Source organism: Edaphosphingomonas laterariae, from assembly GCF_900188165.1.
Taxonomy (GTDB): Bacteria; Pseudomonadota; Alphaproteobacteria; order Sphingomonadales; family Sphingomonadaceae; genus Sphingomonas_E; species Sphingomonas_E laterariae.
Genome location: NZ_FZOS01000026.1, coordinates 25,623 through 47,435 on the forward strand (window position 1 = coordinate 25,623; position 21,813 = coordinate 47,435).

Below are 21,813 nucleotides of genomic sequence, written 5' to 3' on the forward strand. Positions count from 1 at the left end.
AATGCGCACGCCCTAGGGCCGCTTTGCAAGCTCCAGCGAAGGCGATTCCGGCCCGCTCATGCCGCGCAGCAGATGATAGCCGTTGTTCTGCAGTTCACGAATTTCACCAAGCACATCATCATGGCGCAGAGCAACATGGCCGCCGCCAGCCAGCGTCATCTCGACGCTGTCGCATAGATCCTCGACCACCAAGCCTTCGCAAAAGTCGGAGAGCGCCGACCAGCCGAACGGCAGCTCCTCAAGACCGCCGAGGCACGGCGTGCCGACGTTGATCCTCGCACGTCCGCAGGCGACGCTGGCGCCGAGCCGAACGGCCGCGAATGCGATGAAGCTGGAGTCATCGCGTCCCATAATGAGCGACGACATTCCGAGATGGTCGAGGGGACCGGTCCAATGTCCTGCGCGCTTCATGATACGGCTCAGCTTGCCGATGGCCGGCATCCTGAAATCAAATTCGGAGTCGAAGATATTTTTGGCGTCGGGCTTGAGGAAACCACTCATGACGAAGGGTTCGTCCGCAGGCATCTCGCCAGTCTCGCGCATGCGCCGAAACTCCCTGCCCAGGAACCATGTGTGGACGAGATATTGGAGGAAAGTCATGCCTCGCTGGTCGCGGTTGAGCAGGGTCTCGTCGATCCGAAACATAGCAAGACTAGCCGCGACAGCGATCGCGTCCTTTTTCTCGTCATGCTGCGGATCATGCCCGCCACCGTCGAACTCGATAACGAACTCGGGTATCTGATCCTCGTCACACACGCAGATGTCGAAATGCGCCTGCAATGCATAGGTCCCAGTGGCACGTGTCGGGAGAGCGCTGATATCGACGACGTCCGCGACACGGACCTTGCGGTAGATCTCCGCCCGGTAATGGCCAACCGTACCGATGATCTCCTCATACATGCGTTGCTCGTTGAGGTTTGAAAGGCGTTTCTTCATGGCGCGTCAGAAAGTCCGGGTCACTTCGACCGCTGGCCAAGCAGTCACCCTGAAATCGTGCCGATCGGGGCGGCCGGTCAACAATGCGGCGGAGTAAGGCGAGCGGGCGACCGAGTATCCCGCCGCATCGATCCAGTCGATCCCGTCCGTGCGAACGATGGGGCGCACATCATAGGATCCGCGCCGCCCATCCACATGCGTGAGCTGCGCAACGCTCGCCCGTACCACGTCGACGGCATCTCTATCTGCCGCGAGCGACCGCTGCCACGCAAGGAAGCGTTGCGGATCTATCAGCGTCTCCGGGTCGCGATCGAATCCCTCCTGCACAAGCCAGGCTTCGAACGCTGGACGCCGAGCGGCTGCTTCCTCGCGCGTTCCCGCCAACCCCTGCGCAAGCGCGAAGGCGACGAAGGGATCGAGCGTTCCCCAACGCAGCAGCTCGCGGAACCAGAACCCGACCCAGGGCAGTCCGCTAGTTGCGCGCCATGTTTCGAGAGTGGGCGTTTCCAGCGCGCCGGCGTTCTGACCCCAAGCCTGCGCCACCGCTGCGCCAACCGCGACCCCAAGTTTGAACTCGACATTTTCGGTGACGAACCGCTGCCACGCACGCAGGCGCTCGGCGTCAGGTGCAACCGCGCCTGGCAATTGCATCCACCATCCAACGACGCCGCGCCAGTTGGCGAGAACGAGCTGGTCGCCGGCCGTGTCGCGGACCCGAAAGCCGATCCCGGGCTCGGCACGTACCCGCTCACCCAGCCGGACCAGCAAAGCGAAACGCTGCTCAGCCGTCCACGTACCATACTCGGCCGCCCCCTGAAGCTCGGCGATCAGCTGCGGGGCGACCAGCTCGAAGCGGCGGCCGATATAGGGCGTGAATCCATATTGATAGAGCCGCCGCCGTTGCTGGGGATCCGGGTAGAGCCTCTCGACAAATGCGCGCCCCCGCTTGATGAAACTTGCCTCCAGCCATGCTTCCTCGGCGGCGGCGACCCGAGCGAATGTGCGTTGCCACAGGGCGCGCAGGAACGCTTCGGTTCGAGCACCATCTATCCCCACCAGCTCAATCCGCGTCAGTTCCTCGCTTGCGGCGAGAAGAAACCCGTCAAGCTCATCAAGGCTGTCGCCGAGCTGGTCAGCCGTTGTTCGCGACCCGACGCCGAGATTGGCGCCGGCCGCTTCGGGCAACGTGGCTTCCAGCCAGGCCAGGAACTGCTCCAACGTCTGCAAGCCGAGCTGCGCCGCTGCCTTTTGCCAGATCGAGCGCAACAAGACGACGAGCGGGCTGTGGACGACACCACCTGCATCTTCAGCCTGAAGCCGGCCGAGTAGGTTGTTATAGTCCCGCGTCGCCCTCTGGATTTGATTTAGCTGCTCGTTGCGTTGTCCCGGTGCCGTAGTCGAGGGCGCCTCCGGTACAGCTACCAGCGTGATGCCCTCGATTGATTCGGCGGCACCCGGCCGTCCGGCCCGACCCGCTAGGTTGCGGAATTCCGCGGTCGACATCGGCACGACAATCGGCTGTTGCGCCTGCGCGTCAAAGCTTCGCCGTTCCAGGCTGGTCAGGAATATGATGTCGAACGGCAGGTTCACGCCTTCCGTCAATGTCGCGGTCGCCAGCGTGACGGGACAGATTCTCCGGTCGATCAGATCTGTCATAAGTCGGCGAAGCCGCTGCGGCATCTGGCCATGGCTCGTGGCGATGCCGTGATCGAGCAACCGCACCTCGAACGACTGCGCGCCGCAATAATCGACGCAGGCCGCGCGGGTCTCCTGAAAGCGCGCTTGTCCATCAAGGTCGGCAGGAGGTGTGAAAGGCGGCACGTTCTGCCAGCCGGGGAGGTCGAACGCCTCTGCATAGCGCTTCATCAGCCGCTCGGGCGACTGGGCCACTGATATCAAAACGCGCCGATTGCCCTCGAGCAGATGCAGCGCGGTCCACAATACATAGAGCTGATTGTAGTGCGGCAAGCTGTTCCGGATGATCGCGGCAGGAAGCGGCATCGCCGGGATGCGCAGCGGCAGGTAGACCGGTGTGTCACGCCCGCGAACATAGAGTGTCTGCCCGTTCATGATGTCGAGCACGGCTTCCGGTGCGCGCCGGGAATCGACCCGCAGCCCGCCAATCAGCTGTCGGCTACTGCGATAACTGAGCCCAACCGGCGTCGCGTCCATCCGGCCTTCAATCCACTGGGCAACCGGGAGCGCGGCGCCGCCAGCGACCGCAGTCAACGCGATCCGCGCCATGTCGGGCTTTATCGCCAGCAGTCGTGACACCATTGCCTCAAGCCGCATCGCGCGGCTGCTGTGTGAGGCAAGCTCTTCCTGCGCCCCGGCGTCGCCCTCGCTAACCACCTGATGCGCCTCGTCGATGATGAGAAGGCGCAGCCGCTGGACGAGTAAGTGGCCGACATAGCGCATTAGCGCCTCGGCCTTCTCGACGGTTGCGATCAGCACCACGGGGCGATCGGCGGTCAGCCAATAGTCGGTGATGCCCCAGTCTGCCCCACCATAGAGGCCGGTCACGATCAGGTCGCTCCCCAGCTCAGCCGTCAGCTTTGCTTCCACCTCGCTCGCCAAGGCCCGCGATGGCACGAGATACAGCGCCAGCGGCGCTTGCCCTGGTGGAGCGTCAACGAGGAGCAGCTCCTTCACGATCGCCAGATTGGCGACAAGCGTCTTCCCCGATCCAGTCGGCGTACAGAGGGCAAACCTGTCGCTCGCGATCAGACGCTCGAGACCCTGGACCTGCGACGTCCACAAGACACCTCGTCCGCGGGCGAACTGCTCGCGGGCGAACCGCCACATACGAAGCTGCTGCTCGGGCGCGCGCGCGGCGAGCCGCGCAACGCGGCCATGCAGGCTGTTGGCCGCAAAGCGCCTCGCGGTCGCCTCAACAAGGTTGATCAGGATCCATAGCTCATCGCTGGATAGGCGCGTCGCCAGCGCGCTGAGCCCAGACAATTTGTCGATGGCCTGGGCGAGCCTGCCATCATTGCCTCTGCGCAGGCTGTCGCCGATGAGACCGACGGCCCTCACCAGCTCGACCACCACATACCAGCCGATCTTGCTGTCCGCGGGCGGTGCATCGCCCGCATCCGGTTCACCCACCACGAAAGCGGCTTGGGCATCGTCCTCGGCAGGGTCGTCCGTTTCGGTATCCGCTTCGTCTTCGACGGCCAATAACGGCCCCGAGCCGTCGCGGCCGGTCAGCGCTGCGTGGTCATTCCAAAAAGCCGCGGTGCGCGCGAGCAGCCGCTCGAAATCCGCGCCGAGGAAGGCGGCGAAGATCTCCGCGACGCCGCCGCCGTGGCGACCCTGGCGCAGCAGACTCGTCGCCATCGCCGGCAATCCTGCCATCTGGTATGCGCCTGCCGCGAGCAAGCCAACGGGCACGTCGCGCGTCACCGGATCGGAGGATCGCGCGAGCCATTCGAGCAGCTCTGCCGCGCGTCGATAGCAGCCGAGCGATTCCGGCGAGCCCTCGCCGTCGATCTCACGAAAGATCCCTGCCGCATGCAGAAGCCGGCGCGCATCATCGAACTGCTCATGCGATTCTCGCGGCCCCCATGCGATCGGCGGCACCTGCCATGAGGTTTGCAGGCTTCGAACGAACAAGCGGGCCTGTGCGGGCGTCAACTCATTCTCGGCGGCGCGATTGAAGCGAATGTTCATCGCCAGCGCGCGGCGCTGTTCATCGAGCCGCGCCATCAGGGGTTGACCCAGAGCGAGCGATAAAGCCGCTCGATGAGATCGACGCCACCCTCGACAACGAGTTCGACGACCTGGAGTGGCCGCCCCGCAGTATATTCCGCTGGTGGCGCGGCACCCGGCAGGTAGGTCTCGCCGGGATTTCGTCGGGCGGCTTTATTCCCGGCCACGAAGATCAAATCGGTTCGCGGAAGCGGGGCAGCGCCGATCAGCAGAGCGCGATCGAGCGACACGATCGCCTCGGCATATTGCTCGCGTGCCTTCTCGCACAGCAAGCGGTGCATCTGCTCCAGGCCCTGCGGCGCCGCCAGACCGCGGTTGAGCTCATTCCAGACGCCATCATTGGCCCGGACCCGCGCCTCTGGCGGACCAGTCCAGCCGCCGAGCATCATCTCGTCCATCACGCTTGGCGTGAGCGAAGCGCGCCATTTGGCCTCGCCGGCGATGAGCCGCACCACTTCGCCGGTGGCAGGATCGATCCCGAGCGCGATAAAGTCGTTACCGTGGCGGCCGGAGATTTCCCGGACGCGCGCCGGATCCCGCGCGAGATCGAAGATATAGGCCTCGACCTCCGCGTGATACCGAAACAGGAAGATCGGAATCGACCATTGGTGACCGCCGACGAACTGGTAGGCTTGGGTCATCAGCCCGGCCATCACTTCGCCGAACAGACCCTTCTTGGCAGTCGCCGGAAGACAATTGGGATATTGCGCATTACCACCCGGTCCATCGGCATCGGGATGCAAGTCGATCCGGGCGGCGCGGTGAAACACGTCACGCGCGTCGAGGTGCGCGGACTCGAAATAGGGCCGTAGCTCGGCGACCACCCCATCATCGATCGGCTCCGCTTGCTCGAACAGCAGATGTCCGTAATTGCCGTTCATTCGGGCGGCGCCCCGCAGCCAGCGGTTGAGGAGGAGCATCGGGGGAGGACAGTTATGGAGCATTTGTATTGAGCCTCACCAGATCGCGGTCTGGGGGATGGTCAACGTCTCGCCGTCGACCATGATGGTCCAGCCCGCGCCATCGGCCGCGAGCACGTCGAACACGCCGTAATGTGCCTGGCGATGATGATTGGGGCACAGCACCATGACGTTCGTAGCTTCAAGCACACCAGCCTGCAGCGTGCTCACCAGGATCACATGATGCGCTTCGGCATAAGGCTCACCGCTGCTTTTGACGAACGCGACCGCGTCGCGGCCGAGCGCCTCGCAGACCTGGCAGCGGTGCTTGCGTGCAGCTTTCACCTTGTCGCCGATCGGCCCGCGCTCGATCCGACGGCTGACCACGACGCGCCGCTTCGGAGGAAGGCTTGCGGTCATCGCTTGCAACGCCGTCAGCCCTGCGTGGGAGCGCGAACCTCGGATCGCCGTCAGGTCGAGCGGTGTGAACTCGGCCAGCTGCGCCAGATGGGCGAAGCCGGCTGCCGGAAATGGGGTCGTTGCCCATTGCAGGCCTTTGCGCAGCAGGTCGAAAATATCGTCGCCTGGTAGGTCCTTCGCGATGACGGGCGCATCGAATGTGGCGAGGCGCTCGAGGCGCACGCGATATTCTGGCTTTGCGCCAAGCACCGGGTCGATAAAGAATTTGGGATCGGGCTCAGGCTGTTGCTTGGTAGCCTCCACGACTTCGACCAGCGCTACGATCGCAGCCGGAGTCCCCTGATGGGCCGTTCGGCGGATCACGCCAAGATCGCCGAGCTGGATCAAATCGCGATCATGCGGAGTCACATAATAGAGCAACGACCTCTCGCCCGATGATGCCCACGCATCAGCATCCCACCGCGTGGGATTGGCCTGGAAAATCCAGTATCCCGTCGGTGGGACCGATCGGCCCGGAGCGGATTTCGGTTGTGCCAGCGGCGCGAAGGTCTCGGGAACCGCCATGACGGGCTGGCTTGCTGCCTGCCACATGCGAAACGAGCGATATTTGCCTGCGGCATGGCGCAGCGTCGACATCGTTCGGTAGTAATCGCCTTTCGAGACAATGCCGGGTGGGAGCGGTTTTTTCGCCGCGCCGTCCTTGCTGGAATATTGGAGCGCAGCGATCACCGCCGCCATCCCGTCGGCGTCGAAAGCGACATCAAGGTCGCCAAATGCGATTTCCAGCCGGTGAATGCGCGAAGTCTGGTTGCCCGTTGTCTTGTCGACGATCGGAAGAGTCCCTAGCCAGGCCCTATAGGCGTCTTCCTGCATATCCCCCGCCAAAATCCGGTCACGTTGGGCGCCCCCGCGCCTAGACGATCACCATAGTATCTTCAGTTTATCTTGTCGCGATTGGCTTGCCCCCGTCGTGTTTTTTGCTTCGGATTCTGGACCCACTGTCGCTTTCCCTCAATCGTGCTTCCCACTGTGTCACCTTTGCGGCATGCAACTGAGACATTGGGGATTTGGGTCGGCCTGGGGATCGAATGACCGCTTTTCAGGTTCAGCTTCCCACTAGACGACTTTCCAAATTGTCCGCCATTCCCGACGGACGGGGCAATGCTGAAATTCTCGATAGAGTGCTGCTGAGCGAATCTGGAACCGTGGAATGATGGGGCTGGTTTTTATCGGCTGCGAGATCGCTGGATAGGCGGGTGAACCTTAGACGATTCCTGTCGGGTAGATGCAACTTCGACCGGCTTTCGCTCGCGCGCTTCCCTGACCATGGCAGGGCGAATATGATGACCCTGCTCGATGTGGCTTTGTAGTTTCTTGGTCGCGACGTTCATCACCCGTGAGATCGCCGCAGGATCGTCGAATAATGCGGTTCGCACCACCGCCTCGATGATCCTCAGCTGACTTTGCGCGGCTCGTTCGTTTCTGTACCCGGCCGCGGCCGGACGGGATCGCGCGGACCGCTCGCGAGCGTGTGCCTCATCTCGACCGGACTTCTGGGCGACTGGCGGAACGGTCGCCGGCGCGATGCTGTTGCGGCTATTGTCTCGCCGAAGGCGGTCCAGCTCTTGCAGATCGCGCTCGTTCGGCCGATATCCGTGCACTTCCAAGCCTTGGCGGCTGGCCTCGAGCCATGCCGCCCGGCGGAAGGCCTCGCTGCCGGTGACATGAACGTTCGACCAGCCGCGATGGCGCGCGATGGCGACGAGATCACGCACAACCTCTTCGCTCTCGTTCGAGGTGACAAGGCGTCGCCCCTGGTCCCGAAATGCAGGTTCTTTGGCCTGGGCCGTCGTGAAGTAAGCCGGCTCGCCCGACCATTTGCTGGTCGACGAAAAGTAGCGTTTTTGCAGCGCCTCAGGCATGTCGCCGGTCGAAACCGATCGGGAAGGTGGCTGACCCTTCTCCCTGGCAGTGCCGCGGGCCTCAGGTGCTTCGGGGATGCGGTCGGGCGCGCCGGTCTTAGAACGCGTCGAGGAGGGACCCTCACCGATTGAAATGGCATTGCCGCGTTTCCTGGCATTACGCGGGTTCTCGGATTTTTCAGCGGACATGGGCTGCCCTTTCCTGCATTACTGATATGGAGGCCGGCCCGGTCGGTGGCACAAGCGCTCGCTCGACCATCGCCGATACGAAGGCGATCGCGGCGGCCTCATCGCCCGGCGGCGGCAGTTCGGCCAGGTCGCTTAGAACCAGCATGTCATCCGTTATCTCGGCGGCGCCCGCCAGCTCGGCGTCGGTCATTTCCCGCATCGCTATTTCCTCCTGTATGGCGCCCCCCGAGCTTGTCGCTGGTTGCGGTTGGGTGCCGCTCCGTTCAGGCGTGCCAGCGCCATGCTGCGCTGAAGCCGGCGCGGGGGCAGAAAGCATTGCCGCAATTGGACGTGCGGACAGCAGGGGCGGAGCAATCACCCGCCGCGTGAAGCGCGGCATCCGGTAATAGGCGATCTTGCGCCCTCGAATTGGGGGGATGCCGGCGCGGAGAAGCAGGAGCTCGCTTTTCGGCAGCTGCATGAGCTCTTGGGGCAGCAGGAGCGCGCGGCGCTGGTCAGATTCCGAGATGCTTCGGTTCGCCAGCAGTCCGTGGATGGTGCGGCTGCGGGATTTCACGTTCATCGTGAAAAAGCCGAGCCGCTCGGAAAGTTCGTTCGCGACCTTCAGTTCCTTCGGCGTGAAGACCACTTCAAGGCCGCAATTGGCGATGATCTCGTCGGTGACGTCGGGACCGTAGATGGCGCGAAGCTGGGATCGGCTCTGAATGACCGGAACCAGGCGCAGGCCGTAGCCGGCGACGTAGGAGAAGCCGCTTGCAATCACCGAGGCTTTTCCGAGCCTGGCAAACTCGTCGAGCAGGACCAGGACCGGGATATTGCTCGCGCCATCAGGAAGGTCGCGGGTGTTGAGATCCACAAGCTGTTGCAGAAACAGGCTGTAGATCGGCGCGATGCGGTCGATATTGTCCGGCGACACGCCGAGGTAAATCGACATGCGCCGACGCCGCACCTCGCGCAGGTCGAAGTCACTCTCCGAGGTAGCGGCATCCACCATGGGGTTCAGCCAGAGGTTGAGCCGGGCCGTGATCGTCTGCTTGATACCCGAGAATGTATTGTCCGAGGCCGAGGCAAAATCCTGGATCGCGGACACGCACGCTTGGCTGAGGCGCTGGCCGACCCTGCGGGTCTCCTGAAGCGTTACGGGAAGGTCGCTTTTGGGATCACCGGTCGTAAGGCGGCGATAGATCTCGCCGATCGTGAAAGGCAGGCCCGGATTGGATGCGACCAGGGCGCCGACGCCGATGAAGGCCGCTCGCGCGGCCTCCGCCCAGAATGGATCGGATCGCTCCGGCGCCGGAAAAAGCATACCCGCGATCTTCTGCAGCTCGTTGACGACCTCGGTGTCATCGGTCCGCCTGATGTGCGCCAGAGGGTTGTACCGTGCCGTCCGCCCCTCCACGTCGAGCGGGTCGAACAGGTGCACAGCCTGTCCGGCGCGCGCACGATAGCCCGCGCTTGCACCCCAATTCTCCCGCTTCACGTCGAGCACGACCACCGAGTCCGGCCAGGTCAGCAGATTCGGTATGACGACGCCGACGCCCTTCCCCGCGCGCGTGGGCGCCTCGAGCAGGACATGCTCGCTCCCGCCGAATATCAGGAAACGTCCAGCCTTGCGACCAACGACGATCCCGGCAGCGGCGCGGAGCCCTTCCCGCCGGATTTCGCCCTCGCGCGCAAAGCGGGCTGTACCGTGCAACGCCGGCCCGCGGCGCAAGATCGCGATCGCGACTATCCCGACCACAACGGCGCCCGCGAGCGCCCCGCGCTTCAACCACTCGATAAGCAACGGGTCCGCCCGATAGTACCACAGCCACGCGGGCAAGGCGGTGATGTCCGTGTTGGGGCCGACCTGGCCCAGTCCAAAGAGGGCGACCAGCACGGCGATGGCGCAGCACAGCAACGCCCCGCCGGCGACGGACAGGCCGACCGCCCAACGATTACGCTGCCCCGGCATCGCCCACCTTTGGTTGGAAGTAGACCTCCTCCACCTCGAAACGGCCGCCATGACGCCGGGTCTGGACGACAACATCAATCAGCATTCGGAGCAGTCCGCGGATGTCATCGCGCGCGAGATCGCGGCCGCCCTCGGACTCCTTGACGAGTAGCGTCAGCTGCTCGAATGCGCCCGCAGCCGAGCCGGCATGAACCGTGGTGATCGACCCAGGGTGCCCGGAGTTGACGTTGCGCAGGTAGAAGAAGGCGGTGCCATCGCGCAGCTCCTGCAGGAGGATGCGGTCCGGGCGCATGCGCATCGCGCTTTCGAGGAGTTGCTTGGGACCGACCTTTGCAAGGCCCTGCCCTTCGCTCGAATAGACCATGTGAACGACATTGCGATGGGGCACGATGAGTTCGCGCGTGTCCTCGATCGTAAGCAGTCGTTCGCCGTGCGGAATAAGCTGAACGAGCGCCTTTGCCAAAGTCGTCTTGCCCGACCCGGTTGCGCCGCTAACGAGGATATTCTTGCGCGCCGCGACCGCGACTTTGAAGAAGGCTGGCCAATCGCCCGCGTCACGCAGGGCGACCAACTCGGCGTCGGTTTCGGTGAGCCCCCGGGCGCTCACGCGCGTCGTGTCAAAGAGGCCCGCGCGTGCGAGCTGGTCGATCGGCAGGGTTACGGTCGAGGGTTTGCGTATCGTAAAGGAAGGGCAGCCGCTCGGCGTCACCGACGGGATCACAATCTGGCAGCGCTCCCCACCCGGTAGCACGGTCGAACAGATCGGCGTCTGCCCATCGATGTCCTGGTGCGTGAAGCTTGCGGCGGCGACGGCGAGCGTTCCAAGCCACTCGCTGTCGAGTTCAGACAGCTCATGCCATCGCCACCCCTGCCGATCCTCGATTCCTGCCTCGCCCGGGCGGTTGATGACTAGCTCGGTTACATCATCCGGCTCCAGCAGCGGAAGGAGCGGTTCGAGATAGTGGCGAAGGACCGCGGTGTCGCGCATGGCTTACCGCCGCAGTTCCAAATTGTAGACGTCGGCGAAGTTGAAGTCTTTGGCTACGAAGATACCGACCTCCTCGCCCTGGTTCTTCTTCAGCACCGGCCGGATGTTGATGTTGTTCTGCAGCGCGATCGCGGCGCCTTCGCTCGGCGCGCGCGTCACATTGTTGAAATTGCCGTTGCCGCTCGAGGCGGCCTGCCCGGCAATATAGGCGGCATCATCGACGAGGGAGAGCAGGAGCGCGCCGCCGAACCGTGCCCAGAAGAAGCTGTCGACCGCCCCAGCGAGCCCGGCGCGCCCAAGGGCATCGGAACCAGGCGAGGCAAGGTCGATGCGGACGCCTTGCGGCGTCACCGCCCGCGTCCAAAGCACAAAGAGGCGGTTCTGCCCTTGTTGGATCCCCCCGCGATATTCGCCGAGCACGCGCGTACCCTTTTCCATCAGCACGACCCGGCCATTCTCGGAGTAGACATCGCGGGGGATCAGGCAGGATGTATATCCAGGCTGCGCGGAGTTGATGGCCGTCTGAAGGACGCAAGGGATCAATGTGCCCGCGGTGATCAGGAAGTTCCGATTGGGGAGCATCGAGGCTCGCGCTTCGCCGATCGCCGAACTCTGCCGCAGCACGTCCAGCGCGTTGGGCGCCCCGCCCTCGGCACTCGCTGGAATTCCTGAAATCTCGGCCGGTTGCGCGCCCGAGGGAACTCCCGCTGGGTCCTGAGAGGGCCTGCCGCCGAGATTGCGCCCGCCATAGGCGATGAGTGTAGACCGTCGCGCCTGGTCAGCGAGGTTGGGCCGGGCCGCCGCCCCTCCTGTCGGTCCCGGCGCGGCTCCCGCCTGCATGGCAGGGACGATCTGACCGTCGGGGCCAGGAACGGCCGTTTGAGGATTGAGAACCGGCGCGTTGGGATCGCTTCCGCCGACGCCCAACGGTCGAGGCTGCGGCGCAACGGCTGCGTAATCGACGGTTTCCCGCGCGACGATATCGCGCCGTTCACGGGCCGCCCCGCCCGGGGCCGTGAGATCACGATTGGAGGCCTGCTGGCTTGTCCCGGAATTCACCCACAAGATGCCGAGCACCATTGCGGTGCCGGCAAAAATCAGAGCCGTATTGCGCTTGGCAGGCGTCATTCCGCCGATCGGCTCGATACCGCGCTCGTGCAGAATCTCGTCCCTTTCCGGTGTGACATCGGCGCCGGGCAGAGGGCGCGAAACAGGGGATGGATCTTCGGCCATGGCTCATTCCTGCGGATGTGTGATGGTGCGCTCGACATGGGGCGAGCCGGTGTTCGTCCCATGGTCGGCCCCATAAGGCTCCGGTGCCTGATTATAGATGCACAGCACCTCCCCGCCTCGCCGAAGGCGCAATTGACGCGCCACTAGATGGACGACGACGAATTCGTCGCGGACGTCGAAGGGGACCAGCGTTTCCGACCCGTCGGGTCGCACCAGATATATAGCTGGCACTTCGCGGTTCGCCGGGAAACGCAGGACCGTGAACTGCCCGTTGTCGGAGACTTCCGACGGCTGGAGCTCGCTGGCGCCCTGAACCTTGTAGTTCATGTTGCGAGGCCCCTCGATGACCGCGTGATCAAGGGCGCCGCGAACGGCCCGGGCCTCCAGGGTAGCCGCCTGCATGGCCATCTGCGCGGCCCTGAGACGCTCCGCGCGTGCGGCGTCATCCTTGGGGTATCGGAACCGGACCTGAAAATAGGCTTGCCCGTTGCGGCCCGTGATGGGCCCGCTCCGGGCGGTCAGCTCAAATGCATAGCTGCGCAGTTCGCCGCCTCGCGACGTGGTGACTATGAGATTGGTCGGTCCGGCCCGCTCGCGGGGTTTGAGGAAGAGGATATGGCCGGCAACGGCCACCTCCCATGAGACCGTATCGCCGAGCGCGACATGCTGGATCGTCTCATCGTCGCTCAAGACAATTTGTGTTGCCGTCCGGAAGGTGCCGACAATCCGATAGACCTGGGTCTCCTCATATTCGACGAACTTGACCCGCGGGTCTGATGCAGCACCTCGCGGAACCTCGACCGCGCGCGCCGCCGCTACGGGTACGAGCGCGCAAATGATGACGGCAGAGAGCGCCTTCACCGGATCACCTCCGGATCGGCACGGTAGTTCTCGACCTGGAATCCCAGCGGGTTCCGGTAGCGATCGCCCTCCGCCATGGGCGCGTTGGCGTAGGCGAATGTGATCGTGGCGATCCAATCGGTGTTCTGCGTGTCGGTCTCGGTCAGGACTGTCCGGGTGAAGCGGACGTTGGCGACCCGATCGTTGATGAAGGCAATGTTGCGAACGCGCGCTTGCACGACCGCATTCTTGCCCCAGACATTTTGGGGACTTGCACCATTGTTGCTGCTGTAAAAGCGCGCCCAGCGCTGCTGCTCGGTCGGTTGCGAGAGGATAGTCACAAACCGAAAGTTTTCCTCGGCCGCTGCCGGAATCCAGCTTTCGCGGGTTCTCACATACTGGGCGAGGAAATATTTGGTGACCGCCTCATCATAGCGCATCGGCCGCTGGGTGAGCGCGGTCTGGACGTCCACTGCGCCGGTGGTCTGATTGACGCGAATAACATAGGGCACGACGGTTTTGAGGGGCGTCAATGCGGCAACCGCAAAGATCGATGCCGCAGCCAGGAGCGAGGCGATGACTGCGATGCTCCACGCGATACGGGTCGAGCGCAGCGCGTTCCGGATTCTGTCCTGATCCCAGCTTCGCGCGTCTCGGAAATAGCGCTGCAATCCCGACGCCGGCACGGCCTCCGATTGATCATCAGCAGCTCGCATAGCGCGGCTCCCTAGGTGCGAACGAGACCTTGTCGCCCGAGGTTGACGGCGATGGCACAGGGGGCGGCGGGGGCGGATCGCTATCTCGTGGATGGGACAGGGGCGGTATGGGCGGCGCGGCTCTCGGCGCCGTGGTGGCAGGCACCGGCGAGCCGGGCAGGACGCTTCCGTAGATGTTTACATCGCGCAGGTGACGCCCATTGCACACCGCGAGCTTCTTGGGTCCGGAAGCACAGCCGGCGAGGGCCAGCATAACCAGACATGCACCCACGCAAGTGGGACGGTGGCGGGAGATCGAGGCGGGAATTCGCGGAAAAAGGAAAGTCATAATGATGATGCCTCGCTACGCCGCTTCAATGGTGCCGCCGCGACGAGCGGCGCGCTCCAAGTTGCGGCTGTTGCGCATGACGCGACGCTGTCGGAAGGGAGATGCCATCGTGCCCCATGCCGTCCCGGCGAAGGCACCCACACCTGCAGCGGCTCCTCCGGCTATTCCTGTGGCGATGGCTGGAGCCTGGAAGAAAAAAATAGTCCCTAGAAAGAGGTAAACCGCAAATATTACGGCTGCGATCGTGACATCGGAGTTGGTTTCCGCTTCAGCCAACGCCGATGCGCCAAGATCAGATACTAGTGTTGTGATCGCAATAATTACGGCCATGAGGACGATGTAGTTGAATGCTTGGCCCAGCCATCCATGGAAGAACCGTCGCGTTGGCTCGAACAAAGCCAACGCGATAAAAATGGGTCCCAAGGCGATAATGATTGCAAGGGCGACCTTCGCGAAGATCGTGATTGCGAAGCCAATCGCTGCCGAAAGGCCAGCCACCGCATATATCACTATGGCCAAGGTCAGGAGCACAAGCTTCCACGGGTTGATATCGAGATAAGTCTCCGCTTCGGTCCTGATCAGCCGGATGACGTCATCGACTTGGCTGAAGTATTGGTCGAAAACTGCACCAGCGGTGCCGATCGTCTTCCCGGCTAGGGCCTGAGCTATCGCGTCTGGCATCCCGTGAAAAAGGGGTTCGGTTATCCATTCGGAATAGGCAACTGTGGTGGCGGCCATGTATAAGAGACAAAGTTTGACCATGCGCGCGAATAACTCGCCCCAAGGTTCGCTGATGATGCCTCGCATCACCATGAAGCCGAACAAGACAATGTAGATCACGAGGCCCGCAGCTAACGGTCCGCGAATTACGTCGACAACGTTTGACAACCGCTCATTGAGAAAGAGGTCGAGCTTTCCGTCAACATTGTCGTAGATCGTCGAAAATATCGTCGAAGACATATGGTGGCTCCGCGACCTTCAGCGGCCCAGCGACTGTTCAAGTTTTCTAGCGTTCTCCACGCTTTTGGCGTTGCTGCATTCCTGCGGGTCGCCGTGTGTACCATTGGCGCAAGCCTCCAGAATGCTCGACCTCTCTTGGGGTGAGTTGGCGAGTTCGTCCTTCCCCTTGGTTTCGTGGCAGGCGCAAAGTGATAGGGTCGCAAGAAGAGCGAAGCCTACAGACTGCCTTTTCATTTGGTATCACTAAGAGATTGTTCGAGCTTCGCGAGGGACTCCTCCCCCTGGCGTTGCGAGCGAAGACGATCCTCTGCATCCTGCCTCATCCGCAGCGCCTGCAATTGCAGAGCATCGTTCTGGATATGGGCGTTCTCGACCCCTACCCTCGCCTGAATGTCCATGACCTGCTTCGCGTCCGACGCCGTATCAAGCGAGGTTCTCAGCTCCTCAAGGCCGGTGGTACGCTGCGCGGATACGCCATAGGCGGCCTCCGCGATTGCCGCATCACGCGCTGCGAGATCGCCGTTGCGCAGGAGGTTGTCCCGGGAAGCGCGCTCATAAGCTGAAGCACCCGGCCGCAATTCCGGCAGGGCGACGCGGTTGGCGTTCCGAATGCGGGTCGCGGAACTCCCGAGCGAGCCCAGGCTGGCATTGTCCGAAGACATCAGCCGATTGATGTCACGCGCCTCCCGCGGCAGAAGATGGCGCATGGCGTCAGTGGAAAGCGACGAGGCAATGCCGTTGACGTCGGTGACTTGGTTGAAGCTGCCATAGAGCTGCTTTGCCTCGGCGATCTGCTCCTTCCCCTGATCGATCATCGACAGGGTGTTCTTCACCGTGGCCAAGGCCTGCAGATAGCCGGAGCTGTCATAGACCGGGATACCCTGGGCGGCCGCCGGCCCTGCCATTCCCAACGCGATGGCGCCAAGCGCTGCGCATTTGCCATTACCCATAGCTCATCCTTTCCTGATCGATGCAGACCGACGCTGCTGGTGAAAGAGAGGCAGCCATTTCGCCGGGTTGTCGCCGACATCCGCGCGAATGGCATCGAGAAGCGTCACGGTTTCCGTGGTGCCCGAGAGCACAGCCAGTTCGTCGGAGAGCCCGCCAAGATCCAGTTCCACCACGATCGAGTCATGGCCCTGCTTGATGAGGAAGCGACGCGATTCCGGGTTCAGGTCATGACGGATGAGCTTGAATTCCGCTTGGGTCAGGCCCAGCCCGTCGACATAATCCGCTGCACGGCCATAGGGGTTGGGGAGCAGGATCTTGGTCGCGACCTGCTCCATGATGCTGTGCGAGATGTCGGAGCGCAGCGCATCGGCTGGGCTCTGCGTGCCGAAGACCAGGAAGGCGTTCTGCTTACGATAAGTCTTCAAGCCATCCTGGGCGAAGGCGCGGAAAGCGTCATCATCCAGCGCCTTCCAGAACTCGTCGATGTCGATCACCAGCCTCCGGCCGTCCAGGAGGCCGTCGATGCGATGGAACATGTACATCACGATCGGCGTCCGAACCTCCGGATTGTCGAGGAAATCGGTCATGTCGAAACCGAGGAACGGCGCATCGAGCGACAGGGCATCGCTCTCGTTGTCGAAAACCCAGCCCAGCGGTCCGCCTCGCGACCATTTCTCAAGCCGTGCGCCAATCCCTTCCGGATCGCGCTGGCCGAGCAACTGGCGCAGAGCGAGGATGGATCGATTCTCCGGCGCGAGCCGCCCCATAGACGCCAAGCCTTCGTCGATCATGCGCTCTTGGGTGACGCCGAGCGTACCGCCAGCCGGCGTCACCAGCTGCCTGATCAGACGGCCGAGGAAGACGAGGTTGCGCGGTCCATATTCAAGCGCCCGCAAGGGCGCGAAGCCGGTGGGCTCGCCATTCTTCAGCGTCAGATAGATTCCGCCAGCAGACCGCACGTAGATCTCGGCGCCGCGATCCTTGTCGATGAAGATCTGCTGGGCGCCTGTCTTCTCGAGCTGCGCCATCAGGAAGTTCTGGACGACGGTCTTGCCCGCGCCCGAGGGACCAATGATCAGCGTGTGGCCGAGATCCCCGACGTGGAAGTTGAAATAGTAGGGTGATTGCGCGGCCGTTTTCATCAACGCGATCGCCGAACCCCAATGATTTCCGCTCGGCCGTCCCGCAGGGTAAGTGTGGAAGGGTGCCAAGGCGGCGAAATTCCGCGAGGTGATCGCCGCCGGCCGCGCCCGCCACGCGAAATTTCCGGGAAGCTGAGCCCAGAAGGCCGCCTCGAGCGCCGGCCCTTCCCTCGCTGATACCAGGCCAGCATCGGCGAGCGCGGCCCGCGCCGCCGACAGATTATCGGCGAGGCGCTTCTGGTTCTCAGCGAACACGGCGAGCGAGAAATGATGTTCGCCCAGGACGAACCGATTGCTCTGAAGATCGTCGGCCGCGTCCTCAAGGTCGAGCGCCTGGCTTGCGGCCGCGTCTTCGGTGGAGGCCATCTGGTTCTGTCGCCGGCGAAGCCTTTCGGCCGCCCGCGCCTTGCTCATGAAGGTGAAGGACTGCGACACGACGAACGCGAAATCCTGGCCCAGCAGAGCGTTCATCTGACCGGGGCGGGTGAGCGCGGGATATTCCCGGATGCCGAAAATCCCCACCCAGCGGCTCGCATCATGAGCGCGGATCTCGACCGTCTCGCGTCCGAAGATCAGCCGCTCGCCGTAGAGTGTCGACCCAAGATGGCCTCGGACCAGCGGCACCTTGGCCCGGGCGCCCATCATGACCTGCTCGAGCACTTCGAGGGGCCTGGAGAATATGAGGCCATTTTTCTCATAGAGGGCGAGCCGCGCGGGGCTGCACCGCCGAAGGAGCTTTTCAATGTCGCGCGCCTTCTCCTCGAAGCGGGCTAATTCGTCGGGGTCGACTTCCTCGTCGACTGCCTTCGCCTTGGCGATCCGCTTGAGGAGCAGCCCCGTCCGATCGGCCGAACCAACTGCGGGTCGCATGATCAGCGTCAAATAATGCTCGTTGACGAACATGCGATTGGCGGTGACGCGCGCGCGATATTTGCCGTCCAGATCGGCTGCGAAGGCTGAGCGGAATTCACCTTCGGGATAGTCGTCGACCGGGTGGCGAACGATGTGGGTCCAGAGCGCGAGCCGATCGTCGGCGATGTTGCGCCAAGTGCCATTGAGTTTCTCGTGCCAGTCGTTGAGGTGGATCGGATCCGCGGTTTCGAAAGCGAGCCCCTCGAGGCGGAACATCATCATCAGATCGCCGCTATCGAGCGCGATCACCTCGGACGTCACATGGCGTGCGTAGGGCAGATAGCGCCCAGGCTCGGCCTCTTGCCGCAAGATGCGCCACGGCGTCTTGCGCGGCGGGAGCTGGGTCGCCGTGCTAGCCACGCGCAAAGCCCTTGCGCTTCAGCCCGGCGACCGGGAGCGGCGAATAGGAACTTCCGCCCCACCAGGCGCGGTTCCGGCTGCGCGCCTTGGTCATGGTCCACAGCCACAGCAGCCGGAAAGCATTGGCATCGTGCCGCACGATGAGCCGCGCCACGGCAAGACAGGCGCCTCCAATGGCGCCGGCATAGAGCGGATTGCCGCTGACGATCAGCGTGAGACAGGCAGCAAGCGCGATCGGCAGCGAGGCTTCGAGCGGTACGCCGAGCCACATCGTAGGTCGCGTAACCGCCAGAAACAGCGTTTCCTCGCGTAGCCGCTCGTCCGGGGCGGCGCTCCCCTTCACGCGCCACCCGTGATCGTGTCGACGATCCACTGCGCGCTGAAGACGATGAAGATTCCGACGATGACGGTCACGAGCAGGCCGAGGCTGGCGCGCCCCGTGAAGAACATGAAACCGACGATGACGACCGCAATCACCGCGATCGTCTTGGCGAAGGTCCCGGTGAGCCAGGTCTTGATGTTCTCCGCCATCGATGTGATGCCGTCGGCGCCTTGCGCGTGCGCAGGATCGCTGAGCAATAGCGAGACAAGCAGCGCCAATGCCGCCACACCGACGATGCGCACCAGAAGTCGCGCCCACTGGGGCCATCCGCCCAAGGGGGCGGTGATTGCTGTCATGGATGCAGTCCTTTCAAAGATGCTGCCCCGTCTCCGAACACCATGAGCGAGGCCTGGCTCGCCCGCGCGGCCGTGTTCCATCCGGTAGCGAGCGGCGTCGAAACAGTGGTGTCGGGTGGCGGGGTGAAGGCCGGCGCAGTCGGGGCAATCGCCGATGCAGTGGCCACCGGCGCCGTCCCCCGGATCAGGGGAATGACGACTGACGCGCTAGCATAGACCCTGGCGACATAGCCGTTGCGAAAGCCGCGCCGCCGGTCGCCGGTATTGTACAGCGAAAGCGCCGTCGCGATCGCATGATCTCGGCTCGGCGCGATGCGCATGACCGCCTGATAGTTCTTGGCAAGGACGCGGGCGGCCGCCGCCAGATTGCGGCACGGCTCGAAGGCATCTTCGACCGAAAGCTCCAGCCATCCGAGATTGGCGCTGTTGATCTGCCCCAAGCCGAGATCGATGTTGTAGCCTTGACGGATCAGGCTTCGGGCCGCCGCAATCGCCTGCGCCTTGGTCGCGGGTCTTGGCTGGCGCACGCCGGGACTATTGACGCCGATGGCAAGGCTGTTGAACCGGCTCTCGGTGTGGACGATCGAAAGGAGCGTCTCGGGCGCAACTGACGGGGCGCATGCTCCTGCAATCGACAGGAGGCTGGCGACGTCGAGAATCATTGGACGCTACCGTTCAGTCGCTCGATGTTGGCCAGCGAGTAGGTCTGGCGGCGGCCATCGTTAAACGTGATCTCGACCCGCCGGCGAATTGCGGAATCGCGATCATAGACCTTACTGCGGGCGACACCGCCGCCACTGCAACCGGGAAAGGCGCCGCCGGTGGCCAAGCGCTTCCAGAGCTTGGTCATCGGCGGCACGCACTGCGCGTATTGGGTCGCGCCACCGGGATTGGAAAGGCAGATGAGAACCTGGCACCCCAGATCGTTCGCTCGCGCCGGAGCAGTGGGAAGGGCGGTGGCGAAGGCAAGCATCGCCAAGCCGTAAATCGCACGTTGCATTGGGTTTCCCCCCGCGAGACACACCTCCCGCGTCGGGAAATGGCGTCAGCTATCCGTTGGATTTCACCTCTCTTTTGTTCCGACCCCGCTCGATTTCGGCAATCCCCCCAACCGGGGGGAGTTGCTCGGTTTGCTGTCGCAGGAACTCGGACAGAGCGCCTTCCTGATCGGGTCGGAGAGCGTCGATCGCGGCCAGATGATCCGGCGGTTCGCCCCCGAGCAGGATGGACGGGCATTGCCCGTCGTAATTCCCGAGATTGGGGCGATGCTGCTGATAGCCGACCAGCGCGGCAAGCTCAGGGTCGAAAGCACTGGCCACGTCGGGGGGATAGGTCAGCCACTGGTTCTCATAGGGCTTCAGCCAGCCAAGGCAGTAGCTGACGATGATCCCGCGGCGCACCGCGTCAGTATGGTTCGGGCCAGCGCCATGGAGGGTCGATCCCAGAAATATGATCGCCGATCCCGGGTCGGCTTCGATGGCGACCGGTTCCTGGCCGCCGTCACCCTGCCCGCCATTGTGGCTCCCTGGCCAAATGAGCGTGGCCCCGTTCTCGGCCCTGAAAGGAGTAATCGGCCACATCACGTTGACGAGATATTCGAGTTCGCCTGTCGGCCCGCGCCACATGTCCTGGTCTCTGTGTGGAAATTGCGCTGGCGCTCCCGGATGCAATTCAAGCGCCTGCGTAAGGTTGAGCTGGACGGTCTCGCACCAAGGCTCGAGAAAGGCGCGGACGAAGCGCATGACGGCAGGGTTCCGGACAAGACTTTCTACCGCGGGCGCCCGCTTCAGCAATCCCCCGAAGCGCTTGGTGCGGGGCCCGTAGAAACCTCCCTGGCAGAATGGGGTTGCGGCAAAACGCGGGTGAAGCGATCGACTGATGTCCTCGATCCGCGACCCGGGCACGACGTCCTGCAAGACGCAGAAGCCCTGTCGCCGCAGTGTCTCATCGCTTCTGGTTGCAGCAGGGGTTTTGCGAGGCGCAATCGTTGCCATGACTTTTCTCCTCACGCTGCTGCGGCAAGATCGGAAAGGCCGACGGGGCGCAAAATACCGTTCGCGCGCAGCTGCTCGCGCGTTTGGTCGTCCACATCGATTTGCAAGGCGACGAGGCTTCGCCCCTCCTCGGACGTGGGAAGACCCAATGGTCGGCAGATCCAGCCGAAACTAAGGATTTGCTGGAACCATACCCACTCCGCGACCCCTGTGAAGCTACGGATCTGATGGGCAAGGGCATATTCAACGAGCGCCGTGACCAGCTGATTGCGGACCTCGAGACGTTCTCGGGCGCGTAATTTGCGCGCAAGGCAGAAGCGGGTGATCTCCAGAATGGCGGCGCCACGAGGCGGCGCCTCTTTGCAAAGGTTTGGGAATATCGTGCCGAGAATATGATCGTGCGTCGTGGGCAGGAGCCGTGCAGATGCCCGGTGGTCGCCATCGTCCCCGGTTATGACGATATAGATAGCGCGATCATCGTCGAACTGATCGACTTCATAACGGCCAGCGACGACCGGCACATTCCAGCGCAGAAGATCGACGAACACCCGCTTACGCTCCTCGAACATGGCGCGAAACAGGTGATGTTCCATGGCTTGTGAAAAGCCGGTCCCGATGTGCATGACAGCCTCCTTTTTGTGAGGCCTGTCAGTCGATCAGAGGCGGCTTTCTTGCGTTAT

The 21,813-nt window shown here is 63.2% G+C and carries 20 protein-coding genes; all 20 read right to left on the reverse strand.

The genetic code is table 11. The features are described from left to right. Positions 1-12: 12 nt before the first annotated feature. Complete coding sequence (locus tag CHB74_RS17025; RefSeq protein WP_089220784.1) at positions 13-936, reverse strand: DUF2726 domain-containing protein; 924 nt, start codon at positions 934-936, stop codon at positions 13-15. A 6-nt stretch (positions 937-942) separates the two neighbouring features. Then, a complete protein-coding gene (locus tag CHB74_RS17030; RefSeq protein ID WP_089220785.1) occupies positions 943-4,644 on the reverse strand; it encodes a DEAD/DEAH box helicase in 3,702 nt (1,233 codons plus the stop codon). Continuing rightward, on the reverse strand, positions 4,644-5,567 hold the full coding sequence (locus CHB74_RS17035) for an aminotransferase (protein ID WP_218821454.1): 924 nt from the start codon (positions 5,565-5,567) through the stop codon (positions 4,644-4,646). The genes CHB74_RS17030 and CHB74_RS17035 overlap by 1 nt, the downstream gene beginning before the upstream one ends. A 36-nt stretch (positions 5,568-5,603) precedes the next feature. Then, positions 5,604-6,839, reverse strand: a complete 1,236-nt coding sequence (locus tag CHB74_RS17040) for an EVE domain-containing protein (RefSeq protein ID WP_089220787.1) — start codon at positions 6,837-6,839, stop codon at positions 5,604-5,606. A gap of 353 nt (positions 6,840-7,192) precedes the next feature. After that, a complete protein-coding gene (locus CHB74_RS17045) occupies positions 7,193-8,077 on the reverse strand; it encodes an LPD7 domain-containing protein (protein WP_089220788.1) in 885 nt (294 codons plus the stop codon). Beyond that, positions 8,067-10,031, reverse strand: a complete 1,965-nt coding sequence (locus CHB74_RS17050) for a type IV secretory system conjugative DNA transfer family protein (protein WP_089220789.1) — start codon at positions 10,029-10,031, stop codon at positions 8,067-8,069. The genes CHB74_RS17045 and CHB74_RS17050 overlap by 11 nt, the downstream gene beginning before the upstream one ends. Next, complete coding sequence (gene virB11 / locus CHB74_RS17055; RefSeq protein WP_089220790.1) at positions 10,015-11,019, reverse strand: P-type DNA transfer ATPase VirB11; 1,005 nt, start codon at positions 11,017-11,019, stop codon at positions 10,015-10,017. Before virB11 ends, CHB74_RS17050 begins: the two co-directional genes overlap by 17 nt. Positions 11,020-11,022: 3 nt before the next feature. Beyond that, positions 11,023-12,252: a type IV secretion system protein VirB10 gene (gene virB10, locus CHB74_RS17060; protein WP_089220791.1), complete on the reverse strand. Its 1,230-nt coding sequence runs from the start codon at positions 12,250-12,252 to the stop codon at positions 11,023-11,025. A 3-nt stretch (positions 12,253-12,255) separates the two neighbouring features. After that, entirely contained in the window at positions 12,256-13,113 is an 858-nt protein-coding gene (gene virB9, locus CHB74_RS17065) for a P-type conjugative transfer protein VirB9 (protein WP_089220792.1), read from the reverse strand. Next, complete coding sequence (locus tag CHB74_RS17070; RefSeq protein WP_089220793.1) at positions 13,110-13,808, reverse strand: VirB8 family type IV secretion system protein; 699 nt, start codon at positions 13,806-13,808, stop codon at positions 13,110-13,112. The genes virB9 and CHB74_RS17070 overlap by 4 nt, the downstream gene beginning before the upstream one ends. Before the next feature lie 343 nt (positions 13,809-14,151). Continuing rightward, positions 14,152-15,096, reverse strand: a complete 945-nt coding sequence (locus CHB74_RS17080) for a TrbL/VirB6 family protein (RefSeq protein WP_089220795.1) — start codon at positions 15,094-15,096, stop codon at positions 14,152-14,154. A gap of 18 nt (positions 15,097-15,114) precedes the next feature. Continuing rightward, entirely contained in the window at positions 15,115-15,330 is a 216-nt protein-coding gene (locus CHB74_RS17085) for an EexN family lipoprotein (RefSeq protein WP_089220796.1), read from the reverse strand. After that, entirely contained in the window at positions 15,327-16,046 is a 720-nt protein-coding gene (locus tag CHB74_RS17090; protein WP_089220797.1) for a TrbJ/VirB5 family protein, read from the reverse strand. The genes CHB74_RS17085 and CHB74_RS17090 overlap by 4 nt, the downstream gene beginning before the upstream one ends. A 3-nt stretch (positions 16,047-16,049) precedes the next feature. Continuing rightward, complete coding sequence (locus CHB74_RS17095) at positions 16,050-18,467, reverse strand: VirB4 family type IV secretion/conjugal transfer ATPase (RefSeq protein ID WP_089220798.1); 2,418 nt, start codon at positions 18,465-18,467, stop codon at positions 16,050-16,052. Beyond that, positions 18,454-18,804, reverse strand: a complete 351-nt coding sequence (locus tag CHB74_RS17100) for a VirB3 family type IV secretion system protein (RefSeq protein WP_089220799.1) — start codon at positions 18,802-18,804, stop codon at positions 18,454-18,456. Before CHB74_RS17100 ends, CHB74_RS17095 begins: the two co-directional genes overlap by 14 nt. Next, positions 18,801-19,139 (reverse strand): TrbC/VirB2 family protein, encoded by a 339-nt coding sequence (locus CHB74_RS17105; RefSeq protein ID WP_089220800.1) that lies wholly within the window; start codon positions 19,137-19,139, stop codon positions 18,801-18,803. The genes CHB74_RS17100 and CHB74_RS17105 overlap by 4 nt, the downstream gene beginning before the upstream one ends. Beyond that, positions 19,136-19,801, reverse strand: a complete 666-nt coding sequence (locus CHB74_RS17110; protein ID WP_089220801.1) for a lytic transglycosylase domain-containing protein — start codon at positions 19,799-19,801, stop codon at positions 19,136-19,138. The genes CHB74_RS17105 and CHB74_RS17110 overlap by 4 nt, the downstream gene beginning before the upstream one ends. Continuing rightward, positions 19,798-20,139 (reverse strand): hypothetical protein, encoded by a 342-nt coding sequence (locus tag CHB74_RS17115; protein ID WP_089220802.1) that lies wholly within the window; start codon positions 20,137-20,139, stop codon positions 19,798-19,800. The genes CHB74_RS17110 and CHB74_RS17115 overlap by 4 nt, the downstream gene beginning before the upstream one ends. Before the next feature lie 49 nt (positions 20,140-20,188). Beyond that, positions 20,189-21,133, reverse strand: coding sequence for a phytanoyl-CoA dioxygenase family protein (locus tag CHB74_RS17120; protein ID WP_144033836.1), 945 nt, complete (start codon positions 21,131-21,133; stop codon positions 20,189-20,191). Between the two features lie 11 nt (positions 21,134-21,144). After that, positions 21,145-21,756, reverse strand: a complete 612-nt coding sequence (locus tag CHB74_RS17125; RefSeq protein ID WP_089220803.1) for an acyl-homoserine-lactone synthase — start codon at positions 21,754-21,756, stop codon at positions 21,145-21,147. Positions 21,757-21,813: the final 57 nt, after the last annotated feature.

Bases quoted from the DNA above. Each gene is read 5' to 3' on its own strand.
- CHB74_RS17105 (WP_089220800.1), bottom strand. From the start codon at position 19,139: ATGACAGCAATCACCGCCCCCTTGGGCGGATGGCCCCAGTGGGCGCGA.
- CHB74_RS17030 (WP_089220785.1), bottom strand. From the start codon at position 4,644: ATGGCGCGGCTCGATGAACAGCGCCGCGCGCTGGCGATGAACATTCGC.
- virB10 (WP_089220791.1), bottom strand. From the start codon at position 12,252: ATGGCCGAAGATCCATCCCCTGTTTCGCGCCCTCTGCCCGGCGCCGAT.
- CHB74_RS17080 (WP_089220795.1), bottom strand. From the start codon at position 15,096: ATGTCTTCGACGATATTTTCGACGATCTACGACAATGTTGACGGAAAG.
- CHB74_RS17025 (WP_089220784.1), bottom strand. From the start codon at position 936: ATGAAGAAACGCCTTTCAAACCTCAACGAGCAACGCATGTATGAGGAG.
- CHB74_RS17120 (WP_144033836.1), bottom strand. From the start codon at position 21,133: ATGGCAACGATTGCGCCTCGCAAAACCCCTGCTGCAACCAGAAGCGAT.
- virB11 (WP_089220790.1), bottom strand. From the start codon at position 11,019: ATGCGCGACACCGCGGTCCTTCGCCACTATCTCGAACCGCTCCTTCCG.
- CHB74_RS17035 (WP_218821454.1), bottom strand. From the start codon at position 5,567: ATGCTCCTCCTCAACCGCTGGCTGCGGGGCGCCGCCCGAATGAACGGC.
- CHB74_RS17040 (WP_089220787.1), bottom strand. From the start codon at position 6,839: ATGCAGGAAGACGCCTATAGGGCCTGGCTAGGGACTCTTCCGATCGTC.
- CHB74_RS17070 (WP_089220793.1), bottom strand. From the start codon at position 13,808: ATGCGAGCTGCTGATGATCAATCGGAGGCCGTGCCGGCGTCGGGATTG.
- CHB74_RS17050 (WP_089220789.1), bottom strand. From the start codon at position 10,031: ATGCCGGGGCAGCGTAATCGTTGGGCGGTCGGCCTGTCCGTCGCCGGC.
- CHB74_RS17110 (WP_089220801.1), bottom strand. From the start codon at position 19,801: ATGATTCTCGACGTCGCCAGCCTCCTGTCGATTGCAGGAGCATGCGCC.
- CHB74_RS17115 (WP_089220802.1), bottom strand. From the start codon at position 20,139: ATGCAACGTGCGATTTACGGCTTGGCGATGCTTGCCTTCGCCACCGCC.
- CHB74_RS17125 (WP_089220803.1), bottom strand. From the start codon at position 21,756: ATGCACATCGGGACCGGCTTTTCACAAGCCATGGAACATCACCTGTTT.
- CHB74_RS17085 (WP_089220796.1), bottom strand. From the start codon at position 15,330: ATGAAAAGGCAGTCTGTAGGCTTCGCTCTTCTTGCGACCCTATCACTT.
- CHB74_RS17090 (WP_089220797.1), bottom strand. From the start codon at position 16,046: ATGGGTAATGGCAAATGCGCAGCGCTTGGCGCCATCGCGTTGGGAATG.
- CHB74_RS17045 (WP_089220788.1), bottom strand. From the start codon at position 8,077: ATGTCCGCTGAAAAATCCGAGAACCCGCGTAATGCCAGGAAACGCGGC.